Source organism: Micromonospora sp. TSRI0369, assembly GCF_001905625.1.
GTDB lineage: Bacteria > Actinomycetota > Actinomycetes > Mycobacteriales > Micromonosporaceae > Micromonospora > Micromonospora echinospora_A.
The window spans coordinates 692,533-715,816 of the sequence record NZ_LIVU01000005.1 but is presented as its reverse complement, the minus strand read 5'-3'; the positions used below and the strand labels follow the sequence as shown (position 1 = coordinate 715,816).

Annotated in this window: 4 protein-coding genes; 1 reads left to right on the top strand and 3 read right to left on the bottom strand. The window is 74.3% G+C overall.

Going from position 1 to position 23,284, the window contains the following annotated elements; translation table 11 throughout:
- Positions 1–73 precede the first annotated feature (73 nt).
- Genes AMK25_RS20500 through AMK25_RS20485 form a run of 3 tightly spaced genes read right to left on the bottom strand, consistent with a single transcriptional unit; the run spans position 74 to position 22,692 of the window.
- Positions 74–21,373 carry a DUF6531 domain-containing protein gene (locus tag AMK25_RS20500; RefSeq protein WP_158070671.1) on the bottom strand — a complete coding sequence of 7,100 codons (21,300 nt, stop codon included), beginning with the start codon at positions 21,371–21,373 and terminating at the stop codon, positions 74–76.
- A gap of 27 nt (positions 21,374–21,400) precedes the next feature.
- Positions 21,401–22,285: a WXG100 family type VII secretion target gene (locus AMK25_RS20490; protein WP_073829925.1), complete on the bottom strand. Its 885-nt coding sequence runs from the start codon at positions 22,283–22,285 to the stop codon at positions 21,401–21,403.
- A complete protein-coding gene (locus AMK25_RS20485; RefSeq protein ID WP_073829924.1) occupies positions 22,282–22,692 on the bottom strand; it encodes a YbaB/EbfC family nucleoid-associated protein in 411 nt (136 codons plus the stop codon). The genes AMK25_RS20490 and AMK25_RS20485 overlap by 4 nt, the downstream gene beginning before the upstream one ends.
- Positions 22,693–22,946: 254 nt before the next feature.
- On the opposite strand from AMK25_RS20485, the gene AMK25_RS20480 reads away from it, so the two are divergent.
- Complete coding sequence (locus tag AMK25_RS20480) at positions 22,947–23,267, top strand: WXG100 family type VII secretion target (protein ID WP_073829923.1); 321 nt, start codon at positions 22,947–22,949, stop codon at positions 23,265–23,267.
- The last annotated feature ends 17 nt before the right edge of the window (positions 23,268–23,284 follow it).

Sequence of the window (23,284 nt, the reverse complement as noted above, 5' to 3'; positions counted from 1 at the left end):
TTGTCCTTGTCTGTCGATGGTGGTCGGGCGGGTGCCCGCCCCGGCCGCCGTGACGGCCGGGGCGGGCGGTGGGTCAGCGCTGGGGTACGGGGTCACGCTCCGGCCGGACCTGCGAGTCGTCGCCCTCGGCGGAGACGGCCCGCCCCGCCGCGTCGTACGCGAAGCGCGTCACCGCCTCGCCGGTGCGCCGCTCCACGACCCGGCCGAGCAGGTCGTACGCGTAGTGCGTGACAGCGCCGGCCGCGTCGGTGCGCTCGACGAGCTGCCCGGCGGCGTCGTAGACGTACCGCTGGGTGCGGCCGTCGAAGTCGGTCTCGGACACCATCCGGCCGTTCGGGTCGTACGTGTAGCTCCACGTCGCACCCGCCGGGTTGGTGACCCGGACCAGCCGCAGCTCGGTGTCGTACGCGTACTCGGTGCGGTTGCCCTCGTCGTCGATCTCGGCCGTGACCAGGTCGAACGCGCCGTACTCGCGGATCGTCCGGCGGCCGGTGGCGTCAACCCACTCGACCAGGTTGCCCTCGCCGTCGTAGCGGAACTCCTCGACGGAGCCGTCCGGGTTCTCCCGCCAGGCCAGGTCACCCTCCAGCGTCCAGCCGAACTCGGTGAGACCGGTGTCGTCCTGCATGCTGAACAGGCGGCCGAGCGCGTCGTAGACGTATTCCGTCTCGCCCTGCCCGGTGCTCACCGAGGTGATCTGCCCGGCCGGGTCGCGCACGACGGCGGTCGGGCCGACGTGTGTGGTCGTGCCCTGGCCGTCGGCGGCCGGCTGCTCGTACCGGACCACCTCGCCGGAGGCGTCCACCTCGGCGACCATCAGGCCGTCCGGGCCGAACTGGCGGTTGCGGGTGCTCCCGTCGAAGTCGGTCCAGGACACCGCGCGACCGAGGTCGTCGTACGTGGTGGTGGACCGGCTGCCGTCCGGCCTGGTGACCGAGACCAGCCGCCCGAGCGCGTCGTACTCGCTGGAGGTGGTGCGGCCCAGCGGGTCGGTCGTGGACCGCAGGCGGTACGCCTCGTCCCAGACGTTGCGCGTGGTGGCGCCGAGCGCGTCTGTCTCGGCGACCACCTGGAAGCGGTCGTTGAGCTCGTAGACGCGCACCGCGCCGAGCGAGTCGGTCACCACCGTGCGGCCCGGCTGGTAGTCGAACCGGTAGCGCAGGTAACCGCCCTTGCCGTCGGTGGCGACGCACCGGCCGGCCTCGTCGTAGGTGTACGTGTACCACTCGCCGTTGCGGTCCTCCCAGCGCACCAGCCGCCCGTCGGCGTACGTGAAGCGTTCGGGGTCGCCCGAGGAGTTCGTCACCTCGATCAGGTTGAGGTCGCCGTCGTAGCCGAACTGCGACGCCGCCATCAGGTCACCCGCCGCGTTCGGCAGGGAGACCATCGTGATCAGCCCTGCGGACGAGGTGAGCGCGATCACGGCGCCGGTGGACGACAGCAGCCGCGTCGGGGTGCCCCGGCGGTCGCGGCCGATCGTCCAGCGGACGCCACCGCCGGTGATGTCGGTCAGCAGCGACTCGGTGCGCGACGCCGCGGCGAACAGCAGGCTGCGGCCGGACGTCGGATCGGTCAGCAGCCAGCCGCCGCCCACCAGCCGGCGCAGCGGCAGCGTGCGGCCGGTCTCCGGCTGCGCCACCTCGCCCTCGGCGGGCAGCGGGTACGTGAGCAGCGAGCCGTCGGCTGCCAGGTAGCGGACCTGCTCGCCGTCGACGATGATCCGCTGGTCGAGCGTCGAGGCCCAGGCCCGGCCGAACGACCGGCCCCACCGGTAGTCGGAGCGGTAGGTCCGCTCCAGCGTGAGCCCCGGCAGGACCGCGTCGGTGTGGGTGAGGATCATCCGGCCGGTGGTGACGTCGATCGGGTCGCCCACAGTGGGCGTCTGCGCGGTGGTCTTCGCCACCGCCTCGGGCGCCACACCGGCGAACGTCTCGGTGGTCGGCGAGAAGTCCGCCATGTCCACGTCGCTGTCGGCGTCGCGGACCGACACCATGTCGACGTCGCTGTCGGCGTCGCGCACGGAGGCCATGTCGACGTCGGAGTCGCTGTCGCGGACCGAGGCCATGTCGACGTCGCTGCCGGGAGCCGGGTCACTGGTCCGGATGACGACGACCGAGCCGTCCGGGGAGATCGCCGGGAGCGTGGCGAGTCCGGGGACCTGGGCGTCCTCGAAGGTGACACGGCCCTGCCCGTCCTTCGACACGTTGATGACGTGTCCGACGGTCCCCGGACCATCGGGCCGCAGGCCGACGATTGCGGTCGTGCCGTTCGGCATGGCGCCGAGGGCCTCCATCAGGCCGCGGATGCTGCCGACCTCGTCCACACTCCGGCCCGGGTACCGCTTCATGACCTCGCCGATCTCCATCGGCTGGGTCTGCGCCGGCACCTGGGTGACCGCGCCGGTCTGCCGGTACGCGTCGACGGCCAGGGTGAGCGGCACACAGTCGACGTTGGCGGCGACGCTGCCGGCGTCCCGGTGGTCGTTGATCCAGCGCAGGTGCTCGCGGTCCGCGGCGTTCAGCGTGGCCAGGTCGGCGCCGGTGTTGGCGGTGTCGCCGTGCAGGTTGGCGGCCAGCACCCGCAGCGTCGAGCCGTTGTCCAACGTGTACTCGTACGACAGTTGGTCCCGGAACGAGTCGAGAATCCGGACCTGCGCGCGCGGGTCGCTCTGCGCCGCCGTCAACTGGTCGGCGAGCGGCGTACGGAACGGGTCGGTGACCGGCGCGGCGGCGCCGCGGACGTCGGTGGTGCCGGTCTGCGGGCCCTGGAAGCCGTACTGGTAGCGCCCACGGCTGCTGCCGCCGCGGCGCTCCGGGCTTCGCGACCGGTAGTCGCGCTGCCGGCTCGGCCCGGCCTGGGCATTCGAGGAGCTCGCCGGTGGAGGCGCGTCGGTTATCTCGACCATGTTGTAGTACGACCCGGTCTGCGTGACCCCGTCGGGCCGTTGCGGCGGCATGATGCTGGCCACCGGAGGCCGGCTCTCGCGCGGCACGAACTCGTCGCTGGCAAATCCTTGCGCGGCCGGGGGGAACCACGACTGGATGGTCCGCCATTGGGCGGCGGTACCCGACGTGGTTGTCGCGTTGGCGAGGTGATCCAGCGCGATGGGCAGTGTACTGACCTCGGACTCGTAGCCGCGGGCGTTCTCCGCGAAGATCACGATCCGGGCGAATTCCCGTCCGGGCGCGGATCCGATCTGGTCGAGCTCGATCTCGCCGCGCAGATAGCTGGCGATCTGACGTGCGGTCTCCTGGCCACCGTCGGCTTCGCCGGCGATCCGGTCACCGACACCGATGTGCGTTCGCGACACGCCCCGACGGTTGGTCGTGGTGGTGGTGTTGTAGTAGTTGAGCCCGCCGACGAGCGGCTCGTTCAGGTGGCCCACCGTGTCCCTGCGGGCACCCGTGTAGGGGCGGGTTCCGAGGTGCGGGTAGACCTCGTCGCGGATCTCCTGGTAGGTCTGCGACCCCAGGGAGTTCGGGTTCCGGAGCTCGGTACGCGACGCCGGCGCGACGTCGTCGAACCACTGACGGGCGTGATATCCCACGGCGCCGGCCGGGGTGGAGACCGCCGGCGGCGACGGGGTGTCACGCATGACGGTCTCGTACCTCAGGAACTGCCCGTACTCGTCCACGACTCTGACCTGCAACTGGTACGGCATGCCGTAGAGCGCGCTCGGCGGCGGCGGTGCCGCGTTCGTGGGCAGGCTGCTGGGCGTCTGGTCGGTGGGCGCGGCGAGCGCCGGTTCCACGGTGGCCAGCGGGTGCGGCGTCGCCGGGGCGGGCGTGCAACTGGTCAGGCCCAGCGGGTCGGCGACGGTGAGCGGGTCGGCGACGTACGCGGTCGGGTTCGGGCCGCCGGTCAGGCCGAGCGGGTCGGGGCTGACGTACCGGCCGGTCGCCGGGTCGTAGTAGCGGAACCGGTTGTAGTGCAGGCCGGTCTCGGCGTCGACGTACTGGCCGGGGAAGGCCAGCGGCGTCACGGTGCGGTCGGCGCCGCGTCCCCACAGGTCGCCCCGCGACCACCAGCGCAGCCCGCCGCCCGGCTCGACCAGGTGGGTCGGGGTGCCGATGGTGTCGGTGATCACCGCGCGGAGCGTGCCGTCGTCGGTCTGCGCGACCGGCACCGCCGCGTCCGGCCGGTAGTCCCACGTGGTCGTGGTGGTCGCGCCGGTGACGTCGCGGTGCGTCTGCTCCAGCATCAGGTCGCCGGACCAGGCGAAGGACACCTCCTCCAGCACCCGGCCGCCGTCGCCGAGGCGCTGCTTGGCGATGCGCCGGCCGAAGCCGTCGTAGCGGTAGCGCCAGCGGTCGCCGCCGGGGGTGACGGCCAGCACCAGCCGGTCCTCGGCGTCCCACTCGAAGCGCCACGCGCCCGCGGCGTCGACCCGGCCGGTGAGGCGGCCCTTCGCGTCGTAGGAGAACGTCGCGTCGTCGGAGCGCACCAGCATCGTGCCGGTGAACTCCCAGCGCCCGCCGCCGGCGCCGACCAGGTTGCCGGCCTCGTCGTAGTCGTACCGCTGCGGGACGTCCCCGTCGACGGCCCGGATGCGGCCGGTGTCGTCGGCGGTGAAGGACTGGTCACCGGCGAGCGAGTCGGCGATCGCGGTGACCCGGTCGGCGGCGTCGTAGCTGTAGCGGCGCTCGGCGGCGTCGGCGATGTGCTGCCCGGTGAGCCGGCCCGCCGCGTCGAAGGTCTGCCGCAGCGCGACCAGGCCGCCGATGGTCCGGCCGATCTCCCGGCCGGCGTCGTCGTGCGTGAAGCCGAGCAGGTGCTCCCCGGCGGTCAGGCGCTCCGGGCGGCCGGCGGCGTCGAACGTCCACCGGCTCGACCGGCCCGACGGCGTGGTGCGCGTCGCGACCGCCCCGGAATCGGTGTACGAGGTGTGCACCGTCCGGCCGTTGATCGTCTCGGACAGCACCCGGCCCTCGGCGTCCCGGGTGAACCGCACCTGCGCGTCCGGGCTGGTCACGGCTGCGACGCGGCCGTCGGCGTCGTACTCGACGCGGGTGACGGCGTCACCGACGCGACGTTCGACGACCCGGCCCAGCGCGTCCCACAGGTAGTGGGTGACGGTGCCGGCGGCGTCGGTGTGCGCGATCAGCTGTCCCGCGTCGTCGTGCTCGTAGCGCTGGGTACGGCCGTCGAAGTCGGTCTGCCCGCACAGGCGGCCGGCCGCGTCGTACTCGTAGCGCCACGTCCGGCCCGCCGGGTTCGTCACGGCGGTCAGCCGCAGTTCCGTGTCGTACGTGAACTCGGTGCGGTTCCCCGCCTGATCCACCCGGGCCGTGGGCAGATCGAAGGGGCCGTACTCGAAGCTCACCGCCCTTCCTGATGCGTCGATGACGTCCACCAGATTCCCTTCACCGTCGTAGAACCACCGTTGCGTGGAGCCGTCCGGGCGGACCCGCCACGCGAGGTCCCCCTCGGCGGTCCAGCCGTACGTCGTGACCGCCCCGTCCGGGGCCCGGGTCGTCCGGACCCGTCCGAGCGCGTCGAACTCGATGCCGCCCGCGGGCGCGGGCCGGCGCGGCGGGACCCGGTGGGTCGAGCCGTCCGGCAGGGTGAGCGTGCGCGCGTCGTGGTCGAACCGGGTGACGCGCCCGAGCGGGTCGGTACGCGACAGCAGCCGGTTCGCCGAGTCCCACTCCTGCCGGATGGTCGCGCCCAGCGGATCGACGATCGCGGTGACCTGGCGGCGTTCGTTGATCTCGTACCGGGTCACCTGGCCCAGTGAGTTCGTCACGGACGTGACGCCGTCGTCGTACCGCAGGCGGTAGCGCAGCCAGTCACCGGCGCCGCCGGCGCGGACGCAGCGGCCCGCCTCGTCGTAGTCGTAGCCGAACCACTCGCCGTTGCGGTCCTGCCAGCGCACCAGCCGGCCCGCCTCGTCGTAGCGCAGCCGCGTGGCGTGGCCGGAGGAGTTGCGTACCTCGACCAGGTGCCGCCTGTCGTCGTAGCCGAAGGTGGGCAGGTGGACCGCCTCGGCGGCGGTGTCGCCGGGCGCCCGTACGTGCGCGCCGACGACCAGGCCGCCGGCCAGGTGCGGGACCACGACCACGCCGGAGGTCGAGGTCAGCAGCTCGGGCGTGCCGTCGGCGGCGCGCTCAATGTGCCAGCCGACGTCGTCGGTGACCACGTCGCTGAGCCAGGAGTCGCCGTGCTCGGCGGCCGGGGCGAACAGCAGCCGCCGGTCCGGCCCGGTGAGCAGCCAGCCGCCGCCGGTCAGCCGGCGCAGCGGCCCGCCGGGGCCCAGGACCGGCCGGGCCTCGTCGCCCTCGGCGGGCAGCGGGTACGTGTGGACGGAGCCGTCGGCGGCCAGGAACCGCGCGTGCGTGGCGTCGGTGACGACGCGCTGGTCCAGCGTGGAGGCCCAGGCCGGGCCGAAGCAGCGGCCCCAGCGGTAGTCGGAGCGGTGGGTCCGCTCCAGGGTGAGCCCGGGGAGCCGGGCGTCCTCCTCGGTGTAGATCACCCGGCCGGTGGCGACGTCGACCGGATCGCCGACGAGCGGGGTCTGCGCGGTCGGGGTGGCGACGGCGGCGGCCGGCACGGCAGCGGGCGGGACCGGGACCGGCGGCCGGGTCACCTCGGTCTCGTGCGCGTGGTAAGCGTCCCACCAGGTCTTCTCGGCGTCCGCCACGGCCCGTTCGGCCCCGGCGACCTCCTCCGGGTCCGCGTCCGCCCGGGACGTCAGGCCGTCCAGGCGGGCCGTCGCCTCGGACAGCGTCTTCGCCGCGTCGGCGACGGCGAGCGCGGACGCGCGCAGCCCCGGGGAGAGGTCCCGGCCGGTGACGGCCCGGGCCGCCTCCTCGTCCAGCCGGACCACGTAGCCGCCCGGCACCCGGACCTCGGCGCCGCCCCGGTGCTTGCCGGCGGCGTCGCGGGAACGTGCGACGAAGCGGAACTCGACGTCGTACTCCACCGCGGCGGTGAGCTTGTCGTCCGGGTCGGTGCGCCGGGTCGGCTTGCCGGTCGTGCTGACGGCGACCTTGCCCTCGTCCTTCACCTGGGTGGCCGGGTCGGTGCGGTAGAGCTGATGCTCGACGAGCGTCGCGGCGTTCACCGCGTTGAAGGCCTCCCGCTCGCCCACCCGGCTCGCGCCACCCGGATGACCGACGCCGCCGACGACCAGCGGCCCGGCTGTCCTCAGCGCGAACGAATGGCCGCTGGTCTGCTCGAACTCGGTGTCGGCGCTCCGCTTCGCCGAGCCGCCGATCTTCACCGTGGCGTCCGCGCGCAGCAGCTTCGGGCGGGCCACCAGGCGGGCGTCGAGGTACAGGTCGCGGCCCAGCCGGGCCGGCATCGGCAGCGGGAACGCGCCGGCCAGCATGGCCGGCAGCGCCTTCATCCGGGTGACGGTCAGTGTGTCGCGCAGCGCCGCGGTGACGTCGCGGCCGGGTTCGACGCCCGACGCGACAAGCGCCTGCCGGGCCGCCTCGTGCAGGTCGGGCAGGTGGACCAGGACGTCCTCGACGGCGAAGCGGCCCGGCTCGGGCAGCGGATCGAAGCCGGTGGCACCGCGCCACAGTTGCCGCCCCCCATCGGTGGTCTGCGCGGCGGGCACCGTCGTGACCGGCCCGGAGACGGCCTGCGACCGGCCCTGCGTGGCCGAGTACGTGGTGACGTCGCGGATGGTCTGGATCGACACGCCGTCCTCGGGCAGCCCCTTGCCGGTGACGGTCATGGTCAGGCGGACCGCCCCGCGGTACGTCGGCACCGGCCCGGAGACGGTGAGCGTCTGCTCGAACGTGCGGCCGGTGCGTTCGGTCGCCTTGGTGGCCCGGTTGCCGAGGGCGGCGGTGCCGGTGAGGCCGGCGGCGACGGTGCCGGAGGCCGGGCCGTGCCCGGTGGTCCGGGTGGCGTCGTCCTCGACCCGTTCGGTCTCGGTGCCCTGCGCCCGCGCGGTCAGCGTCACCTGTGCCGCCGTCCGGGAGGTGGTGCGGCTGTGCGCCTCGCCGACGACCGAGCGGTCGGTGACCGACATCTCGTCGACCAGCTCGATGCCGGTGAAGCTCGGCTCGCCGACCGGCTCGGCGGTCAGCGTGACGTGGTAGGTGGAGCCCCGGAAGCGCCGCTCCACGCGGATCGGCTCGCTCCGGCCGCCGTTGAGCGCGTCCGCCAGGTGCAGGTGGGCGGCGCCGAGGAAACCGGAGCTGCCGAGCCCGCGTACCGGGTCGAAGGGGCTGCGGTCCTGGCCGGACGGCAGGATCGCCTGGGCGAGTTCCTCGCTCGACGCCCGGGCCAGGGCCCGCCGCAGGTGCGGGATGCGATCGGTGAGGTCGACGTGGGTGGTGACGCCGCCGATGCCGAACGACCGCTGCGGTCCGGGCCGGAACGCTGGTTGTTCCCTGTCGGCCGGTGTGCCGGGGTCGGCCGCGGCCTCGTCCTGCCGCTGCTGTTCCTGCCGGACGATGTCGCGCTCGCGCTGCTGGTGTTCGGCCTGCGCGGCCCGCTGGCGTTCCTGCGCCTGAAGCAGCGCCCGCGTGGCCTCGTCGTGCGTCGCGGTCAGCTCCGCGAGCTCGCGCCGGTGCCGCTCCTCCTGCGCGGCGAAGGACTGGTCGACGCGCCGCCGCTCCGTTTCGCCGACGGCGCGGCGCCTGCGCACCCGGTCGACGTAGTCGGAGGCGTCGCGGCGCTCGGTGTGCTGCCGCCGCAGCAGTTCCCCACGCTCAGCGGCCTGTGCCCGCGCCATGCGGGCGCGCTGCTCGCGCTGGTCGGCGCGTACCGTCTCGGCGTTCTCGGCGTGTCGCAGCTGCAGCCGTACGTCGGCGCTCTGGTGCCGGCGGGCCCGGTCGCGGTCCTGGAGCCGCTTCAGCTCCGTCGGCGTCATCCGCATGACCACAGCGCCCGGCAGGGTGAGCCGCCGGCCGGCGCGGCGGGCCGGGGAGGCGGGCCAGAGGCCCAGCGGAAGCAGGTTGGTGTCGTGCCGTGCCTCGGCGACCACCTCCGCCTCCACGTCGACCCGCACCAGCAGCTCGCGTTCGGGCCGGCCGCCGACGCGCAGCTTGGAGATGCCCGAGACGCTGCGCTCGCTGATCCGGCCCCAGGCGCGCCGCCACGGCGTGACGGACAGGACGACGGCGCCCGCCGGCCGGCCGGTGCTGCCGCCGTGGTCGGCGGCCGGGCCGCTCACCGTGGCGACGCCGGTGGCGGAGAGGCTCAGCTCGACCGAGCGTCCGTGCGTGGTCTTGCGCGCGGTGCCGCTGGCGAAGGTCCGCTTGATCCGGGCGAACTCGTCCGCATCGTCGAGCACCACCGGGTTCGTCGGTCGCAGCCGTACCCGCACGTCGGCGCGGGCGTCCGCGGCCCGGCGGCCGTGCCACAGGTTGCTCAGCGCCAGCGGGCGGCTGAACAGCTCGGCGTCACCCGTGAGGCGCTCCGGCGACAGCTCGTCCGCGACGACAGTGGAGATCCGGCCGTCCTCGACGGTGTAGATGTCGTCGCCGCTGGCCTCGTGGAGCGTGTCGACCACGGCTTCCTGCAGCCGGCCGGCGCCGACGAAGGACTCCACCCGGCGCCCGTCGAGGTCGTGCGGGCCGCCGGTCATCCGGCTCAGCGGGGGCGGGTACGCGATGGTCTGCTCGTCCCGTGCGGCGGGGCCGGGATCGGGAGCGGGGCGCTGCCGGGAGACCCGCGTCTCGGGGACGAGCATGCGCACGTCGAGGCGGTGGGTACGGGGGCGCTGCTCGGACGTCGCGACGACGGTGGGCACGTCCCGGCCGTACGCCCCGACGGACAGCTGCCGGCCCGCCTGGTTGACCCGCACGCTCGACCGGGCCGTGACGGTGAGGTCGAGGGTGGCGGCGAACTCGCGCAGCCGTACGCCAGTGGGTTTGCCCTCGCCGTCGAGGTTCGGCCCGTGGCTGCTCTCGGCGGCCTGCCGGCCGGTGATCGCGCTCTCGTCGGTGGCGCTCCAGGTGACGGCGGCGCGGGGGCCGCCGAGCATCGCCGAGGCGGCCTGGCCGAGCGGGCCGAGGATGCGGGGCTCCAGGCTGATCTCGGCCGATGTACTGCGGTCGCGCCCGCTGGTGACTGTGGACCGGGCGTCCTGTTTGGCGTCGGTGCCGATCTTCTCGCGGTCGAGCAGGTCGCCGTCGGACACGTCGCGCAGGGTGCCCCGGATGGTCACCACAGTGACGTGGTCGTGGAACGTGCCGGTGCGGATCAGTGGGATCTTCAGCCCGGGGCCGACGATCCGGTCCGCCAGGTGGCGCAGCTGGTCGGGGGAGAGCTGGGTACGCAGGTCCGCGTCGCGGCTCAGCGCGGCCTGCAGTTGCGGGGTCAGCCCGTCGGCGAGCCGCGGGTCGTCGAAGTGCCGCAGCATCTCGTCCCGGGTGGCCAGGCGGAACCGGTCGTGACCGGGCACCGACCGCACCGCCTCGGCGACCGTCTCGTAGAGCCCCCGGTCGCCGAACCGGGTCAGGTGCGCGCCGCCGAACGACTCGCCCCGCTCGATGCGGGCCGGCGCGAAGTGGGTCCGGGCGGCGCCGCGCCGTCCGTGCCATTCCCGGCCGCCCGGGTCGAGGGCGGTGCCCGGCAGCCGGTCCCGGGTGGTCCACTGGAGAGCCTCGACGGAACCGGCCAGCATCCGCGGCTCGCGGCCCAGGACGCGCACCTGGACGCCGTACTCGACGCGGTACCGGATGCCGGGGGCGGTGCCCGTCACGGTCTGCTTGGCGCCGGTCCGCTCGGTGACCATCCGGCTGACGCCGACCTCCCGGCTGCCGCCGACCCGGGGCGCGACGACCAGGCTGAGCGGCCCCGCGTCCACGCCGGGGCCGGCGGTGGCCCAGCCGCCCCACAGCCGCTTGGCGGTGGCGCCGGCGCTGCTCTCGGCCGCGAGCGCGGACGTGTCGACGTGGGCGGTCCCGTCGACGCTCTCCACCTGCTCGATGCGGCGGGCGACCAGGCGGACCTCGACCTGCTGGCTGCGGCCCGGGAAGAAGCGCCGCCAGCCCGTGCGCGCGCCGCGCGGCAGCGAACCGGACCGGACCCAGCCGTCGTGCCGGTTCGCCGGGTCGGTGACGACCGTCGTCGGCAACGTGCCGGCGAACGCCGCGTCGCTGAGCAGCTTCTGCACGGCCGGCCGGCCGGGCGCGCCGATGCGGACCACGTCGGCCATGCCGTCCTCGGCGAGGATCGCCTCGACCTGCTCGAAGAACGTGGCGCCCGGATCGGCCGGGCGGCTGCGTACGCTCTCCACCGCGAACCGGGCCGGGACCGGTCCGTCGAGCGCCGGGTCCGCGGCGGACGTCGCGGTCGTACCGACCGGACGCAACCCGGTCGGTACGGCGAGAGCGACGGTGCCGGCGGCCCGGACCGGTCCGGTGTCGGGACGGCCGGGCCGGACGAGCCGGGCGACGAAGCGGACCGGCACGCTCACCTCGGCCAGGTCGGTGACCTTGACAGTGGTGGTGGACGTGTAGGTGCCCTTGTGGGCGGTGGAGTGTTCGGTGGTGGGCGCCGTCGGCACCGAGCCGCCCACGCCGACGACGACGCCCGGCAGCGCGGTCACAGTCACCTTCGGCTCGACGTGCCGGTCACGGTTGTGCCGCAGCGTGTGGGTGAGGTTCTCTCGGGTCTTGGTGGTGACCTTGCGCGGATCGTCGTGGAGCCGGTCGACTGTCAGCCGGTCCCAGTCGAGGACGGCGGTCACCACCAGTTCGGCGGGGCGGCCGCCGACGGTGACCGGGTAGGGGCGGCCCGCGCCGAGGAACTGGTCGATGTCGTCGCGGCTGTCGGCCTCCACCGCGGCGACGACGTCGGCCGGCAGGCGGGGGTCGAGGGTCCGCAGCGCCGCGCCGAGCGCCGCGTCCCGGGTGGCCCGTAGCTGCTCGGCTATGCCGAGGGTGTGGCTGTCCCGCAGGTAGGTGGGCAGGCGACGGCGTACCGCCTCGGGTGACGGCAGCGCCACCTCGCCCTCGGTGGTCAGCGCCGTGCCGATCTCCTCGGCGGCGGCCTCGCCCTGGGCGGCCTCGCCCGCTGTGGTCTCGTCGGTGCGGGTCTCCGGCGGCGAGAACGGCGCCAGGCCCGCCGGTCCGGTCTCCACCAGCAGGTCGGCCGGCGGCTCCAGGTCGGAGTCGGCGTCGTCCTGCGGCGTCGTCGCATCCGGCGCGTCGGCCGGCGCCGGCGCGGGCGACGGGGTCCGGGGCGGCACGCCGAGCCGCTCGGCTAGGTCGTAGACGTCGTTCAGTCGTTCCTCCGACTCGGTCAGCGAGTCGTGGGCGTCGTCCATGTGCGACAACGCGGCCGTGTGCGCGGCGGACGCGCCGGGCGCCTTGGACGCCACGTCGGCGACCAGCCGGTCGGCCTGGGCGGCGGCATCGCGCCGGTCCCGCACCGCGGCCGGCAGGTCACCGAGCGGGGCCAGCTCGGCGGTGATCCGGTCGAGGTCGGCCCGCCGCCGCGCGGTCGCGTTCACCGCCGGGTACGCCCGCAGCAGCGCGTCCGCGAGCGCCAGGTCCCGTCGCGGACCGGGCGGCAGGCCGAGCGCCGCGGTGGCGTCGGCAGCCGCCCGGGCGGCCTGGTCCGCCCAGTGCCGGGTCTCCGCCCGCAGGACGGCGAGCCGGTCGTGCCGCTCCCGCAGGAACCGCAGGTCCTCGTCCGCGCGCGCCGCCGTCGTCTCGGCCCACGCGGCGTCGTCGCGCAGGTCGCGTACGGTGGCCACCTCGGCGGCCGAGGCGGCGAGCGAGGCGCGTACCCCGTCGTCCTGGTCGCGGATGTGCTCCTCGGTCCGTCCGGCGATCTCGCGCAGCCGCCGCGCGTCGGCCGTGTCCCCGGCGCGGGCCGCCGCGTCGACGCCGGCCCGCGCCAGCTTCGGCGCCTCGTCGGCGCGCTGGTCGAGCTGGAACTGGCTCGCCGACAGGTCGGCCAGCCGGTTCGCCGCGTCGCGGTGCAGCCCGGCGGCGCGCCGGTGCGTGGCGTCGGCCCGGGTGGCGTCGTCGAGGGCGGGCGTGAGCGCGTCGAGCGCCGGCCCGGTCCGGGCCTCGACCTCGGTGACGTCGGACTGCGCCCAGGCGAAGAGCTGCGCGACGGACCGGGCGGTCCGGTCGGCGTCGACCTGACCGACCGGGGTGTACGCGTCGAGGACGTGGGAGAGCTCGGTGACGGTGAGCCGGCCGGGGTCGGTGGGCGACGCCTCGAACTCGACGAACCGGGTGTCCCCGGTCGGCGGGGTGAGGGCCTCGCCGTCCGGGCCGCGACTGTCGCTCCCGGTGACGATCGCGTGTCCGGTCGACCCGGCCCACACCACGCCGCCCGGCGCGATGATCCTCGTGCCGGGCAGCTCCCGGGCGAGCTGCGCGGCGAAGCCGTTGCTGCGGTCGGTGCCGCTGTCGCAGACGATCAGGACGATCGGGCGTCCCTGCCAGCGGTCGCGGTCCTCGCGGATGCGCGCGGCGAGCTGCGCCGGGGTGATCCGGGCGTCGCCGACCCGGATCGCGTCCGTCTCGCCGTGTCCGAACACGTGGTAGCGGTCGGGCCGGTCCGGGAAGTCCCGGGCGGTTGACCTGGTGGCGCGGTCGCCGGGCGCGGCGAACACCAGGCCGGAGTCGACGGCGCCGGCCACCGGCGGCGAGGCGGCGCCGCTTGTCGTGGCGCTCGTGGTCGCGGTGCCGGCCGGCGCGGTGGCGGTCGGCGCGAACGTGGCGAGGCCGGCCACGTCGCCGAACATCCCGAAGTCACCGGACTCGCTGTCGCTGCCGTCGCTGTCGTCGCCGGTGTCACTCGCCGGGGGCGGCGGTGGCACGTACGGCGCGTAGGTGACCCGGCCCCACGCATCGATCGTGCGGACCAGCGCCAGCCGGCCCTGCGGCCTGGCGCCGCGCACCGGGTACTCCCGGACCGGGCCGCCCGCACCGTCGTGCACGGTGAGGTGCACCCGGCTGCCCCGGGCGGCGGCGAACTCGACCACGTCGTGCGCGTTGCCGGTCCGCTGCCGTTCGGCGTCGTCGATCGGGGTGCCGCGGCGCTGCGTGCCGGGGTCGGGTGCGAGGGCCGCCTTCACGAAGTGCCCGTTGTCGTACGGGCGCTGCTGCCGCATCGCCGCGGCGTCGTCCAGCACGATCGTGTCCCGGCCGGCCCGCAGGGTGTCGATCCGCAGGGTGTTCGCGTCGGCGCCCGGCAGCCCGGCGGCGATCGCGTCGTAGAGCGAGTCCGGCTGCCGGCTGAGCCCGCCACGATCGGCGATGGCGGTGGCGGCGGCGAACTCCTGCTGGATGGTCCCGGAGTCGTTGGACGTGGCGACCAGGTGCGCTGCGACGAGGCGCTGGCTGGTCGGCAGACCCACGGTCCGGGCCGGCTTCGACGGGTCCAGGTCGGGGTCGACTGTGACCTCGCCGCTGGGCTCCGGCGCGGGACCCGCCCCGGGCGGCGGCAGCGAGACGGTGGTGACGAGCCGGTTGTGCGGCTGTGCGCCGAGCTGCTGGAGCTGCTCCGGCGTCAGCGACTCCTGCCACGTCCTCGGCGGCTCGCCCGGGGCGCGCGCCACCCCCGCGCGGCGGGGCACCACGTCGGTGGGGGCGGCGAAGGGCTTGCCGGCGGCGATGCCGGGCTTGCGCAGCTCGGCCCGGTACTCCTTGAAGCCGGTGCCCTCGGTGTAGAACAGCTGCCGGTTGGCGTTCGTGGGCACGGCGTGCGACTGGGGCAGGAAGTTGCCGGCGGCGAAGTCGGCCGCCAGCCGGGACAGGTCGGTGGGCGTGGCGGCGCCCACGAAGTCCGTCATGAACCCCAGGTCGCGGTCGGGATGCCTGTTGTTCTGCGACTCGACCTGGACGTCTGTGGTGAGGACGTCCGGGGGCAGGTCGGCCGGCGTCGCCGCGCCGTGGGCGACGGCCAGCTCGTCGCCGTACGCCTGGTGCAGGCTCTCGGCCAGCAGGAGGAACTCGGCGCCCGCGTCACCGAACCGGACCTCGGGCCGGCCGAGGACGAGCAGGCCGTCGACGAAGAGATTCGGCTCCGGCGAGTACGGCAGCATGGGGTGGACGGTGGCCTGCCGGTCCCGGGAGCGCATGTCCTCGTCCACGGCCGTGGCGAAGTCCCGGACGAACGTGTCCTGCCCGGCCCGGGTGGCGAGCTTGCCGAGCCCGCCGTGGACGGCGGCCAGCTTCTGCCGCTCGATCCCGAGTTCCCTGCGCGCGTCCTTGTCGTCGCGCGTGGCGAGTTCGGTGATCCTCGCCTCGTGGTCGCGGGCGCGTCGTTCCAGCCGTTCCCGGGTACGCCGGACCAGGTCCGCGGCGTCACCGACGCGGTAGCCGCCGGAGATCATCAAGGGCCGGGCCGGGGAGTCGGTCTGCGACCCGGTCGCCTCCGGATCGAACCGGGTCGCCCGGTTGATGCGGTCGAAGACGTGGGTGCCGTCGGCGATCGTCCGGGCGCCCCGGTCGAAGTCCTGGATCGAGACGTACGGGTAGCGGCGGTCCGCGCCGTCCGGGCCGCCCTGCGCGAGACCCTGGATCGCGGCCACCGTGTCGCTGTCGCGCAGCACCTGGTTGCGGGTGCGGCCGTACGGGAACTTGTCGTTCTTCGTGCCGACCGCGTAGCCGTTGACCGCCACCGGCACGTCGAGGCCCTCGGCGAGCCGGGCCGCCCGGGCGACCGCGTCCCGGAACGCCAGGTCCGGCACCTCGGCGGTGGTGTTGACGCCGAAGACGAACGCGACCCGGGTGCCCGGGGCGAGGCCCTCGGTGACGGCCCGGACCACCTCGGGGATCTGGTCGACGTCGGCGGCCGGGAGCATCGAGTTGACGACGAACCCGATCGGCGCCGCCTCGTTCTTGAGGTCGATCGTCGCCTGCCGGTAGGTGCCCGGGTTGACGTCGCGGGTGTGCCCGGCCAGCTCGTCGAACCGCGCGTTGCGGCCGCCGGCCACCCGTACCGGCTCGAACCGGGACGGCCGCGTCCGTGGCGGCAACGCGCCGCGATCGGGCGAGAGCACGTCGTGCCGCAGGCCGGCGATCTGCTCGACGCCACGGGCCAGCAGCCGCGGCTCGTTGCCGGGCTGCGGGGTGGTGGTCGCCATCAGCGAGTTGTCGTCGCGGACCAGCGCGCGCTCCAGGGCCCGGCCCTGTACCGCGTACTCGTCGCGCAGGCCCAGGAAGTGCCCGATCTCGTGCGCCAGGTCCAGGTCGGACGAATGCGTCGACCAGGCGGTCTGCGTGGCCGGCGACGGGGTGCCGTGCAGCGCGACGACGGCGTGCGCCTCGCCGGGCCGGGTCACGAACTCGACGGTGACGTTCAGTTGGTCGCGGTCTCCGATGCGGAAGCCCTGGTTGTAGATCCGGTCGACCGCCTCGGTCACCCGGGCCTCGACGTCGCCCCGGGCGGACTCGGCCGTGGCGTCGCGCGGGTCCAGGAAGACCTTGACCGTGAAGTCCTGCACGTTCCGGTCGCCGAGGTCGAGCACCCGGTGGTCGTACGCGATCCGGTTGTCGACCGCGTCGAGGCGCAGGCGGGGCCGGCCGGCCGGCGGGAGGGCCAGGCCGGCCCGCTCGTAGGAGCGCGCGACCACGTCCGGCACCCGGGTGTCCGGACTCGGGTCGCGGACGATGACGTCGTACGCGCTGGTGTTCGCGATCCGGCGCGGCGCGGTGTCGCGCTGCTCGTGGCGCGCCCGGGCGATCTCGTCGCGGGTCTTGGGTACGTCGAGCCGGGTCGGCGGGGTCCCGGCCGTGCGCGCGGTGGTGTCCATCGGGGGCGCGCCCGGCGCGGCCTCGGCACGCTGGCGGGCCTCCGGGTCCAACGGCAGGCCGGTGACCGTGGCGAGAGCCTGGTCGACCTGGTCGGAGCCGACATGATCGAGAGCCTGCTGCCACCGGTCGAAGTACGCGCGGACGCTGCCGTCGTCGTCCCGCACGAAGCCTCGCACCGTGTCGGGGTCACCGCCGAGCCGTAGGTACTCCGACGCCGCCAACAGCCGGTCGCGGCCTCCGGTGGAGCCGGAGGCCGCGACCGGCGCGGGCTCGTGCTTCCACGGCTGGGTGTCACCCGCGGACGCCGTCACCGAGAGCGTGGGCCTGCCCGCCGCGAGGGACTCCTGCCAGGTGTTGGCGCCCTCGGTGACCACGAGCGTGGCGCGGTCGCGGAGCCCGGCCATCTGCTCCGGCGAGATGCGGGGCAGCGGCGCGACGTGGACGTCGGGGTTGCCTGTCGTGAAGCTCCGGTCGGCGTCGCCGACCACCAGGACGACAGTCGGCCGCTCGGGCCGGGCGGCGGCGGCCAGCCGGCCGACCACGTCGCTGTGCTCAGGAGTGACCTCGGTCCTGCCGTAGTAGACGAGCACCACGTCGGTGTCCGGGTCGTCGACCAGGTTCGCGAGAGCGTCGGCCCCGGGAACGCGGTTGGCCCTGATGACCTCGGCGGCGGTCGGCGGCGGGGTGGCCGGTGGCCGGCCACGGTAGGTCGGAACACCGGTCAGGATCTCGTCCAGATTCTTGACCGTCCCGTTTGTGCTGCGGAACTGGCGGGGGAACTTGTCCCACAGGAACGGCTGGAGCGTGAGCACGTCGTGGTTGCCGTTGTGGGCGGTGCGCAGCCCGCGCTCCCAGTTCTCCTGGAACCACTCCTCCTTCTTCTCCCCGGGCACCTCCGAGCCGTCGTCGTTCTTCGCGTCGACGGCCGGCAGGACGATCAGGACGGCGCCCGGAGGTGGCGTTTCGGCGCGGACCAGGTCGAGGCGCAGGCCCTGGCCAACTTCCTGAGCGGTGGTCTCCGCCTCTTTCCGGAACGACGGCTGCAGCTTCCGTCGCCAGTCGGGCAGATCGCTGCCGCCGGCGCCGGGCCACTGCATCTCCTTCCAGTTCTGCTCCTTGCGTCGGTCGTCGGCGGGCGTCTGTTTCCGCCCCTGGCCCGGGTCGACGGGCTTCTGCTGCGGTCGCATGACGACGTCCATCCCGCCCCGGCGCCCGGTCCACTCGCTGTGGAACAGGTCGTACGAGCCCACCGGGCTGTCGAAGTCGGCCTGCCGGCCGAGCTGCCCGGCGTAGTACGGCGTCTTGTTGCTGGGATAGGTCAGGACCACGGTGCCCTGGTAGCCGGTCGCGGCCAGCCCGTCGAGCATGGCGACCGTCGCCGCCTGGTGGCCCAGGCCCGGGGAGCCCTGGTCGATGACGTGCACCATCTCGTACTTGTCGGTGAGCGCTCGCCCGATCGCCGTCGGCACGGGCCGCTGCCGGGGCGGCAGCGTGGCAGCGGAGAGGTCCGCCCGCTGCGGGACGGTATTCCGGGTCGGCGCCCCGGCCGGCCGCGGCGGGCGACCGGGCGCGGCCGGTGGTGGTGGCGGCGGAGGGCCGGGCACCCCGGGGGGAGGCGGCGGGGCCGGCGCACGCGACGGGACCTGCGGGTTCGGGTACGGGTCCGGTGCCTGCTCGCGCGCCGCCGGCGGGATCGGAAGCTCGCGCACCGGTCCCGCGGTCAGCGCGGCGTCGTGGATCGTCGCCAGATCCACAGCCGTGAGATAGTCGACCGGCCCGGTCGAGGTCGCAGCCTGCTTCGACGACGTCGGCAGGGTGTCGACCTCGAGGCCCATCACCCCCGGACGCTCGCGGGTGGTGAACAGGTGATCGACGGCCTGGTGACCCTCCTTGGCGCCGAGGTAGTGCATCACCTCGTGCACCATCACCGAGAGGCGGTCGCCGGCGTTCCACCGGTGCTGGTCGGTTCTCACCCCGGTCTCCGAGGTCACCTCGACCGGCGGGTTGCGGCGCGGATCGGCCTGCCAGTCGCGGGTCATGCCGTCGCGCCACGGCGGCGTGTCGACGACCAGGTCGATGTGGAGCAGCCGGCCGTCGGGCAGCGTGTACCTGTCGTTGACCATCTCGTCGACGGTGCGCTGCACCGCGTCGGCGAAGTCCCGCAATTCCTGCGGGGACATCTGGTCGTTCTTCGAGACCAGATCCAGGTGTACGTCGAACGACCGGTAGTCGCGCCCGTCGGCGGTGAACTCCCGCGTGGTGAAGTCGATGGTCGTGATCTCGCCGCGCAGCAGGTGCGTGCCGGGGACGACGGTGTCCTTCCACGGGACGTACCGCTCGGTGCGCAGCCGTTTCGGTTCCGCGTCCGACTTCGCCCGCTGGAACTGCGGGCTCGGCGTGGCCCGGGCGGGCGTTCCGGCGGCCGGGGCGACGGGTTGAGTCGTTCCCGGGTCGCCGGTCCGGTCCGGTCCGGGGTGGGAACCGGCCTGCGCGAGGTCGTTCCGGGGGCCGGTGCCGTCCGCGTCCATCGGGGCGTGGGCGGTCGTCGCACCGTCCACGGGGACGGCCGGCCCGGTGGTCGGGCCGTCAGCGGTGACGACCGGGCCGGTCGGTGTGGACGCCGCAGTCGCCGGTGCCGGGGTGGCCGGCGCGTCGATGCCCACTGCGGGACCGGCCGCCGGCGGCACGCCGACCGCAGCGACCTCCACCGAGACGCCGCCCGCCTGCTCCCGTGCCGGTGGCAGCACAGGCGTGGCACCGGTGCTGTCGGCCCGCCCTGCCGCGGGCGTGGCCGCCGACGGCGAGTTCGGCGAGGACGTACCGGTGGCGGGTGCGGCCGGTGCGGGCGTGGCGGCCGACGGCGTGGCCGGGGAGGGCGTAGCGGGGGACGGCGCGGTCGTGGACGGCGCGGTCGTGGACGGCGCCGCCGGTCCGGCCTGGGCGCCCGGTGGTGAGCCGGAGGCGGTGGGCGGCTGCGTCGCCGACGCCAACGGCGTGGTGGTGTCGAACCCCGGCAGCCCACCACCCGACGTCGAGCCGTCCGGTCCGGCCAGGGCGCCGCCGCGCGTCGTCGTGGCGTCGGTGACCACCGTCGCGGGGGCGGCCGAGGGCGCGCCGGTGGCGATCGGCGGGCTTCCGGCCGCAGTACCCGTCGAGTCCCCGCGCGCGGACCCGTCCCCGGTGGAGACAGGGGCGTCCGTCCCGACGGCCGTGTTGCCGGTCCCGGCCGTGTTGCCGCTGCCGGCGGGGTTGCCGGCGCCCTGGCTCCCGGTGCCGTCGCGACCCGCGCCTTGGCCATTGGAGACCGGACCGTCGGCGCCGTTCTGTCCACCGGCCGTCGCGCTTCCAGCGCCGGTCTGCCCGCCCGTCGTGGAACCCCCGCCCGCCTGGACGCCCGGGCTTCCCGCGCCCGGGCTTCCCGCGCCCTGCTGCCCGGCGCCCTGGCCCGGTGGCACCTGGCCTCCCGCGCCCTGCTGCCCCGGCCCCTGGCTGCCTGGACCCTGACCGGAACTGCCCTGACCGGCACTGCCCTGACCGGAACTGCCCTGACTCCCGGAGCCCTGGCTGCCGGAGCCCGACCGGCCCGGACCCGGGTCGCCGACGGCGCCACCCGCGGTGCCGGAGCCGTCCGAGGGCCGGCCACCGGCGCCCTGGTTCCCGGCAGCGCCGTGACCTGCGGGGCCGACCGCCCCGGTGGGGGAGCCGACGGGCGGGGGAACAGGTGGTCCGTCCACGCTCGTCGTCGGCGGCGGCGCGGACGGCGTGGTGGTGAGGCTGTTCGTCTCGATCTTCGGCGGCGCCTTGGCGCCGGCGCCGGGACCGTAGCTGTTGCCGACCACTGTGGCGTAGTGGTGCGCCATCCCGCCGATCAGCGAGGAGGACATGGTGGCCCACGGGTTGAATCCGCCGCCGCCGACCATCATGGTGAACAGGCCCTCGAACAGCGTCTCGGCGAGCGCCGACAACCCTTCCCGGGACAGAACGCTGTCGTTGATCTTCGGGAAGAACTTGCCGCCGATCATCTGCACGCCGCTGACGCCCGCGCCGATGAAGGCGCCACCGGCGAACGCGATCGCCAGGTCCTTGTAGTCCAGGGACTTGCGGTTTCCCTCGATGATCTGGGTCACCTGGGCGGCGGCGCTCTGCCAGAGTTCCTCCAGGCCCTCCTGGAACGCCTCCCAGGCCAGCCGCATCAGCATGTGCCGCAGGCGCTGCCGGAACAGGTCGATCAGGGCCTTGACGATCTCCTGACCGATCTTGATCAGCGCGGGAACCGCTGCGGCGCCGAAGCCGGAGGCCAGCGCGATGGCGATCTCGACGACCTGGGTGAAGGCCGCGATGACGATGTTGTACTGGGTGTTCTCCGAGTCCAGCGCGAAGTTGTAGGCCGAGCCGCCCAGCGCCAGCGCGATGTTGCCGCCGGCCGGCACATTCCTGGTGATGCCGACCTGGTACTGCTGGAACGCGTCCATCGCCGGGCCGGACAGGCTCCCGGCCAGCCCGTAGCCGAGGTTGGCGGTGGCGCCCATCCCGTTGAGGATGGTGCTGCTGAGCGCGTACAACTCGTCGCCCATGGCCCGCAGGGCGGTGGGGTCGGCCTTCGGGTACTCCTCGCCGACGGCGACGAGGATGAGGTCGTACGCCCACTGCCACTGCGGGTCGTTGGGAATGTGGAAGTCGGGCATGTCCTACCGGCGGCGGGTGGTGGTGGCTCAGGCGCCGGGGATGATCGGTGTGGGCGTGCCGTCCGGCGCGTAGCTCAGGTACAGCGGCTGGTAGCCGGGGACGGTGGGGTCGGCGGCCGGGTTCTCCTTGACGACGAAGAACCGGCCCTGTCCGGGATCGATCACCCTGCCGTCCGGGGTGGTGACGGGCGTTCCGGCCAGCGGGGTGATCGAGTCGTAGAGGTTCGCGTCCACCCGGGTGCTGCCGTCCTCGAACGGGTTGAGCGCGATCAGCCGGTACCCGTCGGGCAGCGGCCGGCCGCCGACGTGCGCGGTCGCGTACTCCGGCCTGGAGAAGTAGGACGAGATGGCCGGCTGGGCGGCGGTGAGCGGGATCAGCGGCTCGGCGGGCTCCACCGGCAGCAGCGGCGTGCCCTGCTGCCGCGGAAGGAGCCTGGCCTGCTCGGCGACCGGCTCGCCGACCGCCCGGCGGCGGGACAGCAGATGAGGCCGGCGAGGCTCACCCTCCGCGGCAGGTTCCGGCACGTCGCCGGTGACCGCCGCCCGGATCGGGTACGCGGGGCGCCGCAGGCCGTCGAAGTCCTTGGCCAGCATCCGGCTGACGTCGGCGGCGTCCTCGTCGGCCTCGCGGTACGCCCGGCCGCTCTCCTTCAGGCCCTCGGCGGTGTAGTGCAGGGTGCCCTTGACGCCGCCGATGATCGCTTCGAGGTTGTCCATGCCCTGCAGGAACTTCGTCGAGAACTCCTTGCCCATGTCGTCGTCGCCCCAGGCGTTGGAGTACCGGGCGCGCAGCGCGGTCACCTGGGCGAGGTAGCTCTCGTAGAGCTGGACGTGCGACTCGTACGCCTTGCCGAGCCCTTCCACACCGTCCGGGTCGACCCACAGCCGGCCGCCGGGATTGTTGCTGGTCATTCGGGTCCCCGGGTCAGGAGTTCCCGCACGCTCGTCACCATGCGCGGCTCCTTCGGCAGGAACGCCTCGGCGCCGGCCTGGCCCCGGACCAGCTTGTGGGCGTCGAGACCGTCCGGCAGCATCGGCGCCAGCAGGTCGGCCGCCTGATTCATGACCTGTTCCTTGGCGTCGGCGTAGGTGTCGAGGATGAGCCGGGTCAGGTCGGCGGTGGTGAGCCGCTTGTGGGCGCCCGAGGGGAACTGGATGTCGGTGAGCACGCCGTTCTGGCCCACTGTGACGCTCACCTCGCGCCGCGGCGACGACGCGGTGGCCGAGAGCGCGCTCATCCGGGCCTGCATCTCCGTGAGGCTGTTGCGCTGCCGCTCGTACTCCTGGAACAGGCCTTCGATGCGCTCGCTGTAGTTCAAGCCGGACCACTCCCTCGACGTCGCGCGCTCCAGTGAAGACGCGCCGGTCCGGCGGCCGGAACTCGGATCGGGGATCAGTGCATGAAAGTGCAACCACTTTTCCCGGCCTCCCGGCCGTGGCCGCCGGGCGCGGGGGCGCTGCCGTGCAATGTTGGGTGACGTTCGGACATGGCGGCGCGACGGAGTTGCGCCCGTACGGGGCGGCGGATCAACACTCTTCCCTGCCACCTTTCCCTGACATGAGGAGTCCGGCCGTGACGATGCCGACCGTCAGCACCACCGAAGCGGGTATGCAGCGGGCTGCCCAGGAGTTCTCCGACAAGGCCACCGAATTCACCGGCCAGCTGCGCGCGGTCAACGGGCAGATGGCCGTCCTGATCTCCTCCTGGACCGGCCAGGCGTCGCAGGGCTTCAACCAGGCCATGGACAACTGGGAGAACGCGTTCCAGCGGGTGATCAACGAGCTGCTGAACATGCTCGAGGTCATGGGCGTGACCACCAAGGGCTACCAGGCGGCCGAGGACGAGGCGTCGAGCGTGGCCAACTCCTTCGGCGCGGCCCTGCCGGGCATCTGAGCCGTACCCCCGATCCC

Excerpts from the sequence above, each read along its gene's own strand:
- AMK25_RS20500 (WP_158070671.1), bottom strand. The coding sequence starts at position 21,373 with ATGCCCGACTTCCACATTCCCAACGACCCGCAGTGGCAGTGGGCGTAC.
- AMK25_RS20490 (WP_073829925.1), bottom strand. The coding sequence starts at position 22,285 with ATGACCAGCAACAATCCCGGCGGCCGGCTGTGGGTCGACCCGGACGGT.